This is a genomic window from Pediococcus parvulus (genome assembly GCF_964063155.1).
GTDB lineage: Bacteria > Bacillota > Bacilli > Lactobacillales > Lactobacillaceae > Pediococcus > Pediococcus parvulus.
In genome coordinates this window covers 1,461,618-1,477,293 of record NZ_OZ061292.1, presented here as the reverse complement: position 1 = coordinate 1,477,293, position 15,676 = coordinate 1,461,618, and the positions used below count along the sequence as shown (strand labels likewise).

Here is a 15,676-nt window from a genome sequence, read left to right as displayed (position 1 = left end):
AACTTATGGATCAAACAGGTAGTAATAACGTCGTGACTTTTAGTGAGATTTTATTAACATTACGTAAACACATCAAATTAATATTGAGTACCACCATTATCATCACAGCATTGGCAGCAGTCGTGACCTTCTTTGTGATGACGCCCAAGTATAGTGCCGGGACCCAGATTTTAGTTAATAGAAAATTAAGTAGTGATATGGCTGCAGCTCAGTTACAAACTACGCAAGCTGATATTGCCATGATTAGTACATATAAAGATATAATTACGAGCCCAGTAATTCAGGACACCGTTAAAAAAGAAACTAAGAATTTACCGGGATCGGCCGATAGCGCAGTGAGTGTGGCAACTGAAACAAATTCACAGGTTTTTACGGTTAATGTGACCGCAACTAATCCTAACACTGCCGCTTCTGTGGCCAATAAAACGGCTAATACGTTTAAAAAGAAAATCGTAAAGATGATGAGTATTAATAATGTCACCATTGTTTCTAAAGCAACTGCAGACTCTAGTCCAGTCTCACCAAAAATTAGCATTAATTTATTAGCTGGGGTTGTTCTTGGGTTGATCCTAGGTGTGGGCTTGGCCTTCATTAGTGAATTCAATGATAAGACAGTTAAGGACGAGGCTTTCTTAACGGATAACTTAGGTTTAACAAGCCTAGGAATTGTCAATGAAATCAGTCAAAAAGATATTGATCGTCAAGTTCGTGAACAAGCGGCTGGCACAAGTAGTGAAAGAACGAATAAAATGCGACGAAGGGTTTAGGTGAAAGAATGCCATTATTTAGAAAAAAACATAAGTTAGATAACGAAAGTTTAAAACGTGGCGTTGGGTTAGTTACTGTTACAGATCCAAATTCCGTCGTGTCTGAACAGTTTCGAACGATTCGAACAAATATCCAATTTTCGTCAGCTGAAAAAAAATTACAGTCGATTGTGATCACATCTGCTGAACCTTCGGAAGGTAAATCTACAATTGGATCAAACTTAGCGGTTGTGTGGGCTAAACAAAAACAAAAAGTTATCTTACTTGATGCCGATCTCCGACGACCAACGGCGCATCGGACCTTTAATTTATTAAATGCGGATGGTTTATCAAGTTATTTAACAAATAATGCAGTGTATGAAGAAATTATTCAAAAGACTGATATTCCTAATTTAAGTGTGATTAGCAGTGGACCAGTGCCACCTAATCCTGCAGAGCTTTTAGACTCGCATCATATTAGTACCTTGTTAGAACGGTTAGCTTCAGAATACGACATGATTATTGTTGATGCCCCACCGATTAACACGGTAACTGACGCGCAGTTATTGGCTAGCAAGGTAGATGGCGTGGTTTTGGTAGTTCCTCAAGGCATTGCTGAAAAAGGTAGCGTTACGCATGCAGTTGAGCAGTTAAAAACGGTCCATGCCAAGTTGCTAGGAACGGTTATGAATCGTTTTAAGGCCGACAAGGCTCCAGGTTACTACGGTGGTTACTATGGCGGTTATTATGGAGTAGATGATAAAGATGATTGATTTGCATTGTCATATTTTGCCTGGTGTCGATGATGGCTCTCCTGACGTAGAGACATCGTTAAAGTTGGCAAAAGTAGCAGTTGAACAGGGCATCACGCACATGTTATTGACACCGCATCATATGGATGGCGATTACCTAAACCATAAAACAGAAGTTATTGAAAAAACAACGGCTTTTCAGGAAGCATTGGATCGTAATCAGATCAGATTGACAGTTTTTCCTGGACAAGAAGTGCACATTACTGGTGAATTGATACAGGCCATTGATCGCGATGATATTTTGTTTGCAGATGAGAGCAATCGTTATTTGATTTTAGAGTTACCGCATAACGAAGTGCCTGAATATACGGAAAAGATGTTGTTTGCTTTACAAACGCGTGGAATCACACCGGTTTTGGTTCATCCAGAACGTAATCAGGGATTTATGCAGGATCCGGACAAACTATATGAGTTTGTTTCTCAAGGCTGTTTAACTCAGTTGACTGCTAGTAGTTACGTTGGGGTGTTTGGAGAAAACGTTCAGAAGTTTACTGAACAAATTATTGATGCTGGGTTGGGATTTGTGTTTGCCTCAGATGCCCATAATCTTAAGGGACGAAACTTTAAGATGACACAAGCATTTGAAAAACTCGAAAAAAATAAAAGTAAACGGTTTGTTGAGATTTATCAAGAAAATGCAAAAGGAATTATTAATGGGGATGATGTGATCTTGGGAGAGATTCATCATGTTCATGATAAAAAGAAGAAGTTTTGGTTTTTTTAATACACAGGTTGTTTGGAGGACAAATCAATGAGTAAAGTTTTGGTAACTGGTGGGGCCGGATTTATTGGATCAAATTTGGTTGATAATTTAATAACAGCTGGTGACCAAGTTATAGTGGTTGATGATCTATCAATGGGCTTGGCTACGAATCTACCCAAAAGTCAGCAGATAAAGTTTTATCAAAAAAGTATTACCAATCATGAGTTTATGAAGGAACTATTGTTAAGAGAAAAATTCGATTATATTTATTTGCTAGCAGCAGTTGCAAGTGTTGCAGATTCAGTAGAGAGACCTTATGAAACACATCAGATTAATCAAGAGGCTAATATATACATATTAGAAATAATTAGGAAGTATCATTTAAAAATCAAAAAGTTACTTTTTTCTTCTTCAGCGGCAATTTATGGAAGTAACTCAGAATTACCAAAAAAGGAGAATTCCATTGTAGACCCACTGACACCTTATGCAATTGATAAATTTTCTACAGAGCGATTTGTGATTGATTGTGGCAAGCTTTATGGAATTCCAACTGTGGCAGTAAGATTCTTTAATGTTTATGGGCCAAGACAGAATCCTAAATCACCATATTCAGGCGTGCTTTCTCTGATTTCACAGGCTATTATACACCGATCAACTTTTACTATATTTGGTGACGGAACACAGACGAGGGATTTTGTTTTTGTAGATGATGTTGTTCAAGCAATTGTCCTTTTGACAAAAGAAAGTGAGATTGTTCATCAGGTATTTAATGTGGGATCCGGTGAACATGTGTCACTTTTGCAAGTGATAAACGCCTATGAAATCATTGCTGGAGTTTCACTTAGGATTGTTAACCGACCTCAAAGAGTTGGGGATATAAAAAATTCATATGCTGATATTGATAAACTGATGGAAGTCGGGTATAAACCGATATTTGATATTTCTAAGGGCTTGAAATTGTATTGGGAGTCATTGAAAGATTAGGGGAAAACCATGGAAGAAAATTTAAAAAATTATACAACTACGATTAATAACAGTTTTGTCGAAAAAATAAGTGAACCAGTAAGAACTAAATATTTACCATTAAAGCGTTTGTTTGATATTGTTTTTGGAACTTTATTATTCATACCCAGTTCAGTAGTAATCCTGGTTTTCATGATTTTAGTAAGATGGGAAACACCAGGCAAGTGCTTTTATAGTCAAAAAAGAGTGGGCTTGATGGGCAAACCAATCGTGGTAACTAAGTTGCGATCAATGTATTCTAATGCTGAAAGTAAATCTGGGGCTATTTGGGCAAAAAAAAATGATGATCGAATAACTAAAGTAGGGCATTTTATGCGAAAAACACGAATAGATGAGCTTCCGCAACTCTTGTCGGTGATTAAGGGAGATATGAGTTTAATTGGGCCACGCCCAGAAAGGCCACAATTTACGGAAGAATTTTCACACGAATATCCAGGATTTGAACAACGTCTAAGAATTAAACCAGGTCTAAGTGGTTATGCACAAGTACATGGTGGTTATGATATTGATCCTGGCAAAAAATCACAACTTGATCAGCATTATATTGATAATATTGGATTGAAAATGGATTGCCAAATTTTTATTGATACTATCAAAATCGTGGTTACAGGTGATGGTGCCCGTTAAAAAAGATGGAGTAAAATTTATGCATAATGATTGTCTTAGTTTGAGTATCGTTACATTCAATAATGAAAAAAAAATAGAAAAGCTAATTAGTAATCTAACTGAAATATTAAATGGAAATATTTCATACAAATTGTATATTATTGATAATGGATCTACTGATCAAACGCAAATGTTAGTAAAAAAAATCAAAAAAAATAATAAAAATATTGTTTTTTTTGATAAAAAAGAAAATTTAGGTTTCGGCTCTGGACACAATAGTATCATTTCTTTTTTGAAGTCTTCATATCACATTGTACTTAATCCAGATATCCAGATTTCCTCTTTTAAAGAAATAGAAAAAATGATCAATTATTTAGAAAAAAACAGGAATGTTGGACTATTATCTCCACTCATTTTAAATGAGGATGGCTCAATTCAGAGACTTTATAAGTATAATCCCACAATTTTTGATTTGTTCATTAGGTTTGTTTCACCTAATTTTTTTAAAAAAAGACAGGAATGGTTCTATCGGTTAGATTCCGGATATAATAAAATTGGTCATATAGATTATGCAAGTGGTTCTTTTATGATGTTTAGGACGAGCATTTTTAAAAAGATAAATGGATTTGATGAACGTTATTTCATGTATATGGAAGATGCGGATATTACTCGCAAAGTGAATAGGATTAGTGACGCAGTTTTTTTTCCGACCAGTGCTGTCACCCATGAATGGCAAAGAGCAAGTCACAAAAAAATAAAGTATATTCTTATATCCATTGAGAGTATGTTAAAATACTTTAACAAGTGGGGATGGAAGTGGTATTGATTATTTGTATAAGTACTTATAGAGCTGGTGTAGAAGCAATACTGTTATACGTATCTTTCAATATTTTTTAGCAATAACACAATTGCTTTTTTTATTTTAGCGAGGTAAGGTATACCTTTTCTGAAAAATAGAAATATTATTAAAAATTAAATGATAATATCTAAATAAAAATTCAGTGTAACAAATTGTAGAAAATTTAAGAACAAATAGTAATGTCAAGGATTATTATTTTTTTTATAATTAATGGTATTCATTAAGATGATGTATTATGAGGTTGATAAATTGTGATTCCGGTATAAAATTGGAGACTAGAATAATATCTGATATATTCAATTTTAAAATTTGAGCTTTGTAGTTCGAATTGTTTGTACATTTAGCTGGAAAGAATAGGGAAGATTTTAAATGAAAATAGTAGTGAATGACATTGTTGCGGTTCCTGATGGTGGAGGAGTTTTTTCAATATTAGAAGACTTCTATAAAAAAGTAGTTAAAAATGATAGTAAAAACGAGTGGGTATTTTTGTTATCAGGATCATATTTTGAAGAAACTGATAATGTGAAAATTTTGACGTTTCCAGAGATAAAAACTAATTGGTTGAAAAGATTAACTTTTGAAATTATTACAGGAAAAAAAGTTATAAATCTCTTAAAACCTGATGTTTACTTATCATTACAAAACACTATGACGATTGGTGTGGCAAGTCGAAGAAAAATAGTTTATTTGCATCAGCCACTTTCATATCAAAGGGAGATCAGTTTTTCTTTCTTTAAAAAAAGTGAGAGAAATCTGGCAGTTCATCAAAAAATTATCGGTAAATTTATAAACTGGACTTTAAAGAAAACTCAGCCAGAAATTATAGTTCAAACAGGTTGGATGAAGCGAGAAATTATTAGAGAAAAAATTGCAACTTCAACAAAGGTGAAAATAATTAAACCAAAAGGTTTTGAAAGAGAAAAATCTCAAAAAGTGAAATTAACAAATAGTTTCTTTTATCCAGCAAATATTAGATCTTATAAAAATCATCAAGTGATTTTTCGGGCTGTAAAAGAGTTGAATAAAATAGAAAAACAAAATTTTTCTGTCTTTCTTACTGGTGAAAAAAACGAATTCGAAAAGAAATATGTTTCTTTAAAAAACGTGTATTTTTTGGGGCATATATCTCGTGAAGAAGTCTTTAGGAGGTATGCGCAATCAGTACTAATTTTTCCGTCCAGAATGGAGACATTTGGGTTGCCTTTGGCAGAGGCTAAAGAGGTTGGAACCATCATATTTGCAGCAAATTTAGAGTATGCACATGAGGTGCTTGGAAATTATTCAAATGCATATTATTTTGATGCACAAAATAATAGTCAGTTGGTAGATCTGATGAGCAAATACTTAAAAGGTTCTTTAAAAAAAAAGCAAACAAGTGAATGTAAAAAAACAAATAATGATAATGATTTGCTGGAATATATTTTAAGGAGAGACCCTAGTGAGTAGAGAAAAAAGAGCAGTAATTTTGTTGGCTGCGTACAATGGTGAAAAGTACATAGGTGCTCAAATTGATTCTATATTAAATCAGTCATTTAAAGATTTCGATCTTATAATAAGAGATGATTATTCGAATGATCACACAATGGAAATTTTAAAGCAAAGAGAGAGTCTTGATAAAAGAATTAGCATCTTGCAAAACAAAACTGAGGAACATGGTCAATTAAAAAATTTTGAATTTTTAATGAACCTAGAAAAAGTGAAAAATTATGATTATATATTTTTTTCTGATCAGGATGATGTTTGGAATGTTGACAAATTGGCAGTTTCTTTAAATTGTTTGCAAAAGATGGAGTCGAAATATAGAATGGTTTACACGAATTATTCTGTTTTTGGATCAGGAAAAGAAAGAATTAGATATAATGATGAAACATATTTCTTGAAAAACTTGCATGGATTATTAGTTCAAAACTGGATAATGGGATGCACTGTGGGGATAAATCAGAATTTAAATAAGATTGCAAAGAGTATTCCTAAGTCTGCAGATAATCATGATAACTGGATAGCAAATTTAGCTGCACTAATTGGATCTGTTGAGTACATATCAAATGTGACTATGAACCACAGAATTCATAATAATAACGTTACCCAAAATGTAAAAACAAAAACATTACGTGCAAGAGCTTTAAGAATTTGTTCTTTGATAAAAAATAAAAAAATCATTCAAAGAAAAAAAGTTGATTTTTGTAAAGCATTGTTAAAAAGCAGTATAGGAAAAGCAGTGAATGTGTCTCAGGAGAAAACTCTAATGGAGATGTTATTAATGATGAAGCACAGAACATTGTTAAACATTTTTAAGATGATAAAATTCAGGATACTTGGTGTAAATCGTATCCAAAGTTTCATAATTTACATTCTTTTGTTTGCATGAATGAGGTGTGATATTGATTAATCCATTAACATTGTATTCAGTATTTTTTTTGTTTGCTTTAGTATTAAATCTTCTGCATTGGTCTATATACTTTCCATCAATATCGGGTAAACTTTTGTTTTTTTTGTTAAGTACTATATTCGTTGCTTTATTTATAGGATTTCTACAAAAAGAAAAAATAAAAATGTTGACAAAAGGCAAAATAAATATATCAATAAAAATTATAAAATATTGCTTGGTATTTGTATTTTTTGTGACGATAATTGATGGAATATATAGTGGGGGGTTCCCTTTACTAGGTCAAGTTGATTATTCAACGTATGGAATGCCTATTTTACATCCGTTTTTAATTTTATTTTCAGAATCCTTATTTATATTAACTTTTAATACCTATTTAGTAGACGAACGGGCTGAGACGTTATTTCTTGCCATTCTTTTTTTTATTCCTCCAGTTGTTGCCTTGTCTAGAGGAACGTTTTTAATCGAGATTTTGATAGCGGTTTGGTGTTATGTATATACAAAAAAAATTAATTTAAAAAAAGGAATAACAATTTTTTTTATAGGTGTTTTCAGTGTCTATGTATTTGGTATTAGTGGAAACTATAGACTAAATAACCAAGTTGAAAATACTAGTGGAATTAAAAATATTGAAGATTCCACATTAATTAAGCAGGTTGGTGGTATAAATACTGATATTCTTGAGAAAGTTAACTTATCACCCCTTTATTGGACTTATGTTTATGCGGCCTCACCAGTTGCGAACCTACAAAAAACGGTTGATTCTTATGGAGATATCACAGAACAAAACACAAGAAAATTCTTTATTACACAATTTATGATGGATTTTTTTAGTAAACGAGTTTATCCAAATTATGCAAATGAGAAAAAAGCTAGTTCTTTAATGACACAGGTGAATAGTACGCTAACCGTAGGCACAGCTTATAGAGAAAGTTATATTTTACTTGGATGGCTAGGGTTGTTTTTCTTTGCAACTGGTATATTTCTTTTTGAGCTTATTTATATAAAGTTACTGTCTGCCTTTACACCTGAATTTGCAACTATTGGAATTGCAATTTTAAATTCGATATATTGTCTTTTGATTTTTTCTAATATGCTGGTTTACTCTGGAGTTTCAATGCTGTTAGTGTTACCTTTTGTCTTGAAGTTCTTGAAAATAATTCGGATTAATAAGAAAGTTTGAGGAAGTTCTATGTTTTTTTTACGTAATTTTGCTAAAGTTATCAGACCGATAATGTTTTTTTTTAGTGGATTTTTTAAAAAAGATCCAAAAATGATTGTATTAGGTGCCTGGTGGGGTGACAAATTAGCCGATAACTCCTTCTATTATTTAAAAGACCTTTTAACTAAGGATTACTCTAAAACGTATAAATTTGTTTGGATTGGCAAAAGTAATCTAAAAAAACAAGTTGAGAGTAGTTTTAGTGGAAGAGTAAAGTTCTGCAAAATTAATTCTTTAAAAAGTCTTGTATTTATTGCTAAGGCAAAATATGGATTTGTAAGTAATGGAACGGCAGATTTGGGTAGATTTGTACCTAATAAAGATATGATAATCATACAATTGTGGCATGGTTTTCCATTCAAAAGAATTGGAGCAGACATGCGAGGAGCTTCTAATGAAGGGAATAAAGCTTTTGAATTTTATTCGTTCTATCTTTCTACCTCTGAAGTAATGACAACACGTTTATTAAGTGCTTTTAGAAATTATGGAATTGATAGAAAAAAAATTATTGAAACTGGACAACCGAGAAATTTAGCTCTATATGAAAATAGTGAACTTAGAAAAAAATTGAACATAGCAGATAATAAAAGGATTGTAACATATTTACCAACATTCCGAGATAATTCAGATAAAACATTTGAATTTGCAAATATGGATAAAAATTTACTTTTGATGTTGGAAAAAAATAATATAGTAGTTCTAGAAAAACCACATCATCATAAATATAAAAAGATGGCAAATGAGCAGAATACCAGTGTCATAATACATGTGGATGATAAAGTGGATACCCAAAAATTATTGAAAATAACTGATATATTGATAACGGATTTTTCAAGTGTCTATGCCGATTATTTGTATCTAGATAGACCTATCGTTCACTTCTTATTTGACGGGCTTGATTATTTAAATAATGATCGAGGTTTGTACGAACAAAATTTTGATGAAGAATCTGCTGGTCCAATTGTATTTAACATTGAAAAGGTTATACAACTAATTATAAATAAAAATGAGTTAGAGAAATATAGTTATAAACGAGAAACTCTAAAAAATAGAATAAATCAGTATTCAGTTAAGGATTCAACAAATATTATTTCGAAGAAGGTTGGAATAGATAATGGTTAAAAAGATTGATTCTAACTTACTTTATAACGCCCTTTACCAACTTTTGTTAATTCTTGTTCCCATAATTACAACACCTTTTTTAGCTAGAGTATTAGGACCTACTGCCTTGGGAATAAATGGTTATGTAGGAGCAATCGCAGCTTTTGTTGGTAATTTTATGCTTTTGGGTCTTAATCAGTTTGGGGTCAGAACTATTGCCAGAACAAATAAGGATAAGCTTTCGGAAAGCTTCAGAGATTTATGGGGGACACAGCTGTTCTTTGGCTTTTTTTTGGTTGTATTATACATAATTCTTAGTTCTTTTTTATTGCCCTATAAATTCTTTTTAATTTTAGAGTTACCTTTCTTAATTGGATATGGACTAGATATTTCGTGGTTTTATATTGGAATAAGTAATGTGAAGAAGGTTGTGTTACGGAATGCAATAGTGAAAATTTGTTCACTCGTCTTTATTTTCATTTTTATAAGAGGTAGAGGAGATTTATGGAAATATGTTTTAATTAATAGTTTGGGAATGTTGCTTGCAAATTTTGTTTTTTTAATTGATATACACAAGACTGGTGTCTATTTAAAAAAATTAAATTGGAAAAAATTTGGTTTTCGTTTTTTTAAACCTTTATTATTTTTATCAATACCACTGGTAGCTGCTCAATTATATACAAATCTTGATAGTGCCTTGGTTGGAACGCTAGCGGGAGCTAGACAGCTAGCGTTTTATGATCAGTCACAAAAAATTGCAAGAATATTATTAGCGATGCTTACATCTACTAGTACGGTCCTTATGCCCAAAATGGCCAATTTAGATAAGGGCAATAATAGTGATAAATTAATGAAAATGTTTTATTTTTCATTAAACATCACATTGTTTGTGGCTTTAATATTTTGTTTGCTAATGATGATAAATACTCAAGTCTTTGTGCCGTTTTTCTTTGGGAATTCTTTTGTGGTTATGAGAAAGAACATGTATCTTGTAAGCCTAATTGTGGTATTTATTTCATATGGTAGCGTATTTTCATTACAATTTGCTTTGGCAAAAGGTCTATATAGAATTTATACAATTCCTTATATTGTTGGTGCAATTTTTAGCTTAACTTTTAATGCTTTATTGGATGGAAAGTTTGGTTCGTTAGGCGGCACATGGATACTTGTAATTACTGAATTTATTGTGTGCTTTTTACGAATTGTTCTGGTAAATCAATATGTAAGCTTTACAAATATTATTCATGATGAGTGGAAACAAGTGTTTTCTTTTATTGTAGTGTTGACATTAATGCATTATTTTAATTTTAATGTTTATCCCACAGTCGTTGCGATGCTGTTAAACTCTTTGGTCGGAATTGGATTGTTTTTGCTGATTTTATTAGTAGTGAAGGATAAAATAGTTTCGCGAGGAATAAATTTAATTTTAAAAAAATAAATGTGAATCTTAAATTAATAATAAGTTAAAATCGGAGGAAGATTTCTATGAAGGGTATAATCTTAGCAGGTGGTTCAGGTACGCGTTTGTATCCAATCACAGAAGCAATTTCAAAACAATTAGTTCCAATTTATGATAAACCAATGATCTACTATCCACTATCAACAATGATGTTAGCAGGCATTCATGATATTTTATTAATTTCAACACCTCGTGATACGCCTAGATTTAAAGAGTTGTTGGGAGATGGTTCACAATTTGGAATTAATATTTCTTATAAGGTACAAGAAAAACCCAACGGTTTAGCCGAGGCCTTCGTATTAGGTGCTGATTTCATCGGTGACGATTCGGTTTGCTTAATTTTGGGAGATAACATTTATTATGGCAGTGGCTTGTCTGAACTTGTACAACGTTCAGCTAAAAAAAGTCAAGGTGCAACCGTTTTTGGTTATCAAGTAAATGATCCTGAACGTTTTGGCGTGGTTGAATTTGACAAAGATCATCATGTTAAATCCATTGAAGAAAAACCAGAACATCCCGCCAGCAATTATGCAGTGACGGGAATGTATTTCTATGATAATCAAGTTGTTGAGATTGCTAAAAACTTAAAACCATCTCCTCGAGGAGAATTAGAAATTACAGATATTAACAAAGAATATCTTAAACGTGGACAGCTTGACGTCGAATTATTAGGACGTGGATACGCCTGGTTAGATACTGGAACGCATGAATCATTGCACGAAGCGTCTGGTTTTATTGAGACTGTAGAAAAACGACAAAACTTGAAAGTAGCTTGTCTAGAGGAGGTTGCTTATCGCATGGGATATATTGATAAGAACCAGGTCTACAAATTGGCACAACCATTGAAGAAAAATGATTACGGTCAATATCTGTTACGATTAATTCAGGAGGATAACTAATGGGAAAGTTAAAGATTACAACAACAAACTTACAGGATGTCAAAATTATTGAACCAGCTGTTTTTGGTGATCAACGAGGATTCTTTACAGAAACTTATTCTGAGCGTGATTTTAAAGAAGCTGGGATCAACTTTGATTTTATTCAAGATAACCAGTCACTTTCAAGTCAAGCTGGTGTTTTGCGAGGGCTGCATTTTCAACGTGGAAAAGCTGCACAAACAAAATTGATTCGAGTCGTTACTGGTGCTGTTTTGGATTTAATTGTTGATGTTCGAAAAGGATCTCCTACATATAAACAATGGGAAGGCTACATCATTTCTGCAAGTAATCACAGACAGTTGCTTGTCCCTAAAGGCTTTGCCCATGGTTTCGTGACCTTAACTAATGATGTTAACTTCTTGTACAAGTGTGATAATTACTACAATGCGGAAGCAGACGGTGGCTTTTCATTCAAGACTCCTGAGTTAGGAATTAAATGGCCAATTGATTTTGACCAGGCCATTACTTCTGAAAAAGATGCTAAACAACCAACATTTACTGAGTTTGAAAAGAATAATCCGTTTGTTTATGGTGAAATTTAGGAAGGACAGCTAAGATGAAGAATATTATTGTAACTGGTGGTGCAGGATTTATTGGCTCTAACTTTGTTCACTATGTAGTTAACAATCATCCTGATGTTAAAATTACAGTCCTGGATAAGCTCACTTATGCTGGTAATCGGGCAAATTTAGCAGGCCTTCCTGCAGATCGGGTAAAATTAGTTGTGGGTGATGTTGCGGATGCTGAATTAGTGGATAAGCTGGTTAAAAATACCGATGCCGTTGTTCATTATGCAGCTGAAAGTCATAATGACAACTCTTTAATTGACCCCAGTCCGTTTATTCAGACCAATATTATTGGCACATACACCTTGATTGAAGCCTGTCGCAAATACGGCGTTCGTTATCATCATATTTCAACTGATGAAGTATTTGGTGACTTACCTTTGCGAGAGGATTTACCAGGACATGGCGAGGGTGTTGGTGAAAAATTCACACCTGATTCACCATACAAGCCAAGTAGTCCTTATTCTTCATCAAAGGCGAGCTCAGATTTATTAGTTCGTGCTTGGGTGAGATCGTTTGGATTAAAAGCCACAATCTCGAATTGTTCAAATAATTACGGCCCGTATCAACATATTGAAAAATTCATTCCTCGTCAGATCACTAACATTCTAAGTGGTATTCGTCCTAAGTTATATGGGTCAGGTAAAAATGTGCGTGACTGGATTCATACAAATGATCATTCCCGTGCAGTTTGGTTAATTCTTAATGAAGGCAAACTTGGTGAAACCTATTTGATTGGCGCAGATGGTGAAAAAGATAATAAGACAGTTCTTGAGATGATCTTAAAGCAAATGGGACAACCAGCCGATGCTTATGATCATGTAAAGGACCGTCCAGGACATGATATGCGTTATGCAATTGATTCTACTAAGTTGCGTACTGAACTTGGTTGGAAACCTGAATTTACAGATTTCACAAAGGGATTGCAGGCAACCATTGATTGGTACACCGAACATGAAGATTGGTGGAAAGATGAGAAAAAGGCTGTTGAAAGTAAGTATGCAAAAAATGGCCAATAACAGTTAGCGGGTTAATCACCCGTTTTTTTGATAGAGGAGAAATTATAATGAATAATATTTTGATTACCGGTGCCAATGGACAATTAGGAACAGAACTACGTAATTTGTTGGATGAAAAGGGCATTACTTATGCCGCAACGGATACAAAAGAATTAGATATTACCAATAAACAGATGGTAAATGATTATTTTGAAACAAATAAGCCAGAGTTGGTTTTCCACTGTGCAGCTTATACGGCAGTTGATGCAGCCGAAGAAGAACCAGGCAAATCAATTGATGAGAAGGTTAACGTACTTGGGACTCAAAATCTGGCAACCGCTGCAGAGTCTGTAGGTGCAACCTTAGTGTACATTAGTACTGATTATGTGTTTGATGGCAAAAATGCAGATATGTATGAGGAGATGGATCCTCAGAATCCGCAAAATGAGTATGGTCGAACTAAGAGCCTTGGTGAAAAGGCCGTTCGCGATACCATGAGTAAATACTATATTATTCGTACGTCATGGGTTTTTGGTAAGTATGGTAAGAACTTTGTGTATACCATGTTAAACCTTGCTAAAACGCATGATGTGATCACTGTAGTGGATGATCAAGTAGGCCGACCAACTTGGACAAGAACTTTGGCTGAGTTCATGGTTTATGCGGTTGAACATAAAGTTGCCTATGGTACATATAATTTGAGCAATGATAATCAAGCTAATTGGTTCCAGTTTGCCACTGAAATTTTGAAGGATACAAAGACAGAGGTCAAACCAGTCAGTTCAGCAGAATATCCACAAAAAGCACATCGTCCAGAACATTCTGTTATGTCCTTAGAAAAAACCAAGGCAACTGGTTTTAAGATTCCAACCTGGCAAGAAGCATTAAAACAAATGATGTCAATCATTGATTAATTTTCAACACAATAGTGAGATTCCTCGCTATTTATACATATAAAAAAAGTTAAGTTTTTGAATTTTTAGTGAATTTTTTTTGCTAAAAGCATACAATGATATTAGTTAATTTCAGGAGGCGTCTCATGAGACATGAACATATACGAAAAAGACATACGGTAAGAAACATAATTTTGACAATTATTTTACTTCTTTTGGTTTCAGTGGGTGCTTATGCGGCTCGTAAGTATTATAACTTGAAGCATGCAGTAGACAATACATACCAAAGTGCGGGTATCAAGAAGTATCGAAACGCCAATTCAGAGATTCAAAGTAAGAGTCCAATTTCAATTTTAATTATGGGAACCGATACAGGAGCCCTAGGTCGTTCTTATAAAGGCCGAACAGATACAATGATGCTTGTTACGTTAAACCCGAAAACAAGCAAAACAACCATTACAAGTATTCCTCGTGATACAGGTGTTACAATCCCAGGTTATGAGAGTGAATCACCTTCGAAGATCAATGCAGCATATGCATTTGGTAGTGCTGGTACAGCAATCAAAACGGTGCAAGAAATGTTAAATGTACCTGTTGATTTCTATGCATTAATGAATATGGGTGGCATGGAGAAGGTTGTTAATGAAGTTGGTGGTGTGACACTAACACCGACTCTGAGTTTTAGTTACGAGGGTTATAAGTTCACTAAGGGCCAGTCTGTTCATATGAATGGAAAGAAGGCCTTGGCATACTCAAGGATGCGTTATGATGATCCTAAAGGTGATTATGGGCGGCAAACACGGCAACGAGAAGTTATCATGGCGATTATGAGCAAGTCCGATTCGATTTCAGCCTTACTAAATAAGGACTTCTTAGATTCTATTTCAGCTTCAATGAAAACTGATTTGACGTTTAGTGATTTATCCGCGTTAGCACAAAATTATCGTGGGGCTAAAAAGACAGTTTCGCAAACCCATCTTCAGGGAACCGGCGAGACTGTTAATGGTCAAAGTATGGAAATCATGGCAAAGGGTGAGTTACAACGAGTCACAAACTTTAACCGTTCTAACCTTGGTTTGGCACATGCAACAACCGGCAATATTGCATTGAACGTTTCTTCTAACTCTACTTCGAATAGTAGTGTGGAGAACGATAATGTGAATGCTGGAAATTAGAGGTTCTTGGATTTATTAAAGACTAAAAAGTGAATGTTGAATATGTGTTATTGATCTTTAACACAATTAAATAAGACGCTTATTAACCAATGAAACAATGGATAATAAGCGTCTTGGCTTATTTGCTGCTATCTTTATACACTCATAGATAACGTATCATGTGGTGCGATTTATGATTTTTAAAGCGAA

Annotated in this window: 16 protein-coding genes; all 16 read left to right on the top strand. The window is 33.6% G+C overall.

What is annotated here, in order from left to right; genetic code table 11:
- Window positions 1-5 precede the first annotated feature (5 nt).
- The 16 genes from AB3217_RS07390 (at window position 6) to AB3217_RS07315 (ending at window position 15,487) form a co-directional block, all read left to right on the top strand.
- A complete protein-coding gene (locus AB3217_RS07390) occupies window positions 6-767 on the top strand; it encodes a YveK family protein (RefSeq protein WP_068805932.1) in 762 nt (253 codons plus the stop codon).
- Window positions 768-775: 8 nt separating this feature from the next.
- Window positions 776-1,519, top strand: coding sequence for a CpsD/CapB family tyrosine-protein kinase (locus AB3217_RS07385; RefSeq protein ID WP_367365911.1), 744 nt, complete (start codon window positions 776-778; stop codon window positions 1,517-1,519).
- Complete coding sequence (locus AB3217_RS07380; protein ID WP_367366131.1) at window positions 1,506-2,282, top strand: tyrosine-protein phosphatase; 777 nt, start codon at window positions 1,506-1,508, stop codon at window positions 2,280-2,282. The genes AB3217_RS07385 and AB3217_RS07380 overlap by 14 nt, the downstream gene beginning before the upstream one ends.
- A gap of 27 nt (window positions 2,283-2,309) precedes the next feature.
- The gene (locus AB3217_RS07375; protein ID WP_367365910.1) at window positions 2,310-3,245 is read left to right on the top strand and encodes an NAD-dependent epimerase/dehydratase family protein; all 936 of its coding nucleotides are present in this window, start codon (window positions 2,310-2,312) and stop codon (window positions 3,243-3,245) included.
- Between the two features lie 9 nt (window positions 3,246-3,254).
- Window positions 3,255-3,911, top strand: coding sequence for a sugar transferase (locus tag AB3217_RS07370; RefSeq protein ID WP_367365909.1), 657 nt, complete (start codon window positions 3,255-3,257; stop codon window positions 3,909-3,911).
- 19 nt (window positions 3,912-3,930) lie between these two features.
- Complete coding sequence (locus tag AB3217_RS07365; protein ID WP_057782566.1) at window positions 3,931-4,716, top strand: glycosyltransferase; 786 nt, start codon at window positions 3,931-3,933, stop codon at window positions 4,714-4,716.
- 402 nt (window positions 4,717-5,118) lie between these two features.
- Entirely contained in the window at window positions 5,119-6,195 is a 1,077-nt protein-coding gene (locus tag AB3217_RS07360; RefSeq protein WP_057782568.1) for a glycosyltransferase, read from the top strand.
- Window positions 6,188-7,117 (top strand): glycosyltransferase, encoded by a 930-nt coding sequence (locus AB3217_RS07355; protein ID WP_057782570.1) that lies wholly within the window; start codon window positions 6,188-6,190, stop codon window positions 7,115-7,117. Before AB3217_RS07360 ends, AB3217_RS07355 begins: the two co-directional genes overlap by 8 nt.
- Before the next feature lie 13 nt (window positions 7,118-7,130).
- Complete coding sequence (locus tag AB3217_RS07350; RefSeq protein ID WP_057782573.1) at window positions 7,131-8,318, top strand: hypothetical protein; 1,188 nt, start codon at window positions 7,131-7,133, stop codon at window positions 8,316-8,318.
- 9 nt (window positions 8,319-8,327) lie between these two features.
- The gene (locus tag AB3217_RS07345; protein WP_057782575.1) at window positions 8,328-9,479 is read left to right on the top strand and encodes a CDP-glycerol glycerophosphotransferase family protein; all 1,152 of its coding nucleotides are present in this window, start codon (window positions 8,328-8,330) and stop codon (window positions 9,477-9,479) included.
- Complete coding sequence (locus tag AB3217_RS07340) at window positions 9,472-10,896, top strand: oligosaccharide flippase family protein (protein WP_057782577.1); 1,425 nt, start codon at window positions 9,472-9,474, stop codon at window positions 10,894-10,896. Before AB3217_RS07345 ends, AB3217_RS07340 begins: the two co-directional genes overlap by 8 nt.
- 47 nt (window positions 10,897-10,943) lie before the next feature.
- Window positions 10,944-11,816, top strand: a complete 873-nt coding sequence (rfbA, locus tag AB3217_RS07335; protein WP_367365908.1) for a glucose-1-phosphate thymidylyltransferase RfbA — start codon at window positions 10,944-10,946, stop codon at window positions 11,814-11,816.
- The gene (gene rfbC / locus AB3217_RS07330) at window positions 11,816-12,397 is read left to right on the top strand and encodes a dTDP-4-dehydrorhamnose 3,5-epimerase (protein ID WP_057782581.1); all 582 of its coding nucleotides are present in this window, start codon (window positions 11,816-11,818) and stop codon (window positions 12,395-12,397) included. Before rfbA ends, rfbC begins: the two co-directional genes overlap by 1 nt.
- Window positions 12,398-12,411: 14 nt before the next feature.
- Entirely contained in the window at window positions 12,412-13,440 is a 1,029-nt protein-coding gene (rfbB, locus tag AB3217_RS07325) for a dTDP-glucose 4,6-dehydratase (protein WP_216753345.1), read from the top strand.
- 47 nt (window positions 13,441-13,487) lie between these two features.
- Window positions 13,488-14,333, top strand: a complete 846-nt coding sequence (gene rfbD, locus AB3217_RS07320; protein WP_367365907.1) for a dTDP-4-dehydrorhamnose reductase — start codon at window positions 13,488-13,490, stop codon at window positions 14,331-14,333.
- 125 nt (window positions 14,334-14,458) lie between these two features.
- Window positions 14,459-15,487, top strand: coding sequence for an LCP family protein (locus AB3217_RS07315; RefSeq protein WP_367365906.1), 1,029 nt, complete (start codon window positions 14,459-14,461; stop codon window positions 15,485-15,487).
- Window positions 15,488-15,676: the final 189 nt, after the last annotated feature.

What these genes read in the sequence shown, in the direction of transcription:
- AB3217_RS07390 (WP_068805932.1), top strand. Translation starts at nt 6, where the DNA reads ATGGATCAAACAGGTAGTAATAACGTCGTGACTTTTAGTGAGATTTTA.
- AB3217_RS07385 (WP_367365911.1), top strand. Translation starts at nt 776, where the DNA reads ATGCCATTATTTAGAAAAAAACATAAGTTAGATAACGAAAGTTTAAAA.
- AB3217_RS07375 (WP_367365910.1), top strand. Translation starts at nt 2,310, where the DNA reads ATGAGTAAAGTTTTGGTAACTGGTGGGGCCGGATTTATTGGATCAAAT.
- AB3217_RS07370 (WP_367365909.1), top strand. Translation starts at nt 3,255, where the DNA reads ATGGAAGAAAATTTAAAAAATTATACAACTACGATTAATAACAGTTTT.
- AB3217_RS07365 (WP_057782566.1), top strand. Translation starts at nt 3,931, where the DNA reads ATGCATAATGATTGTCTTAGTTTGAGTATCGTTACATTCAATAATGAA.
- AB3217_RS07360 (WP_057782568.1), top strand. Translation starts at nt 5,119, where the DNA reads ATGAAAATAGTAGTGAATGACATTGTTGCGGTTCCTGATGGTGGAGGA.
- AB3217_RS07345 (WP_057782575.1), top strand. Translation starts at nt 8,328, where the DNA reads ATGTTTTTTTTACGTAATTTTGCTAAAGTTATCAGACCGATAATGTTT.
- AB3217_RS07340 (WP_057782577.1), top strand. Translation starts at nt 9,472, where the DNA reads ATGGTTAAAAAGATTGATTCTAACTTACTTTATAACGCCCTTTACCAA.
- rfbA (WP_367365908.1), top strand. Translation starts at nt 10,944, where the DNA reads ATGAAGGGTATAATCTTAGCAGGTGGTTCAGGTACGCGTTTGTATCCA.
- rfbC (WP_057782581.1), top strand. Translation starts at nt 11,816, where the DNA reads ATGGGAAAGTTAAAGATTACAACAACAAACTTACAGGATGTCAAAATT.
- rfbB (WP_216753345.1), top strand. Translation starts at nt 12,412, where the DNA reads ATGAAGAATATTATTGTAACTGGTGGTGCAGGATTTATTGGCTCTAAC.
- rfbD (WP_367365907.1), top strand. Translation starts at nt 13,488, where the DNA reads ATGAATAATATTTTGATTACCGGTGCCAATGGACAATTAGGAACAGAA.
- AB3217_RS07315 (WP_367365906.1), top strand. Translation starts at nt 14,459, where the DNA reads ATGAGACATGAACATATACGAAAAAGACATACGGTAAGAAACATAATT.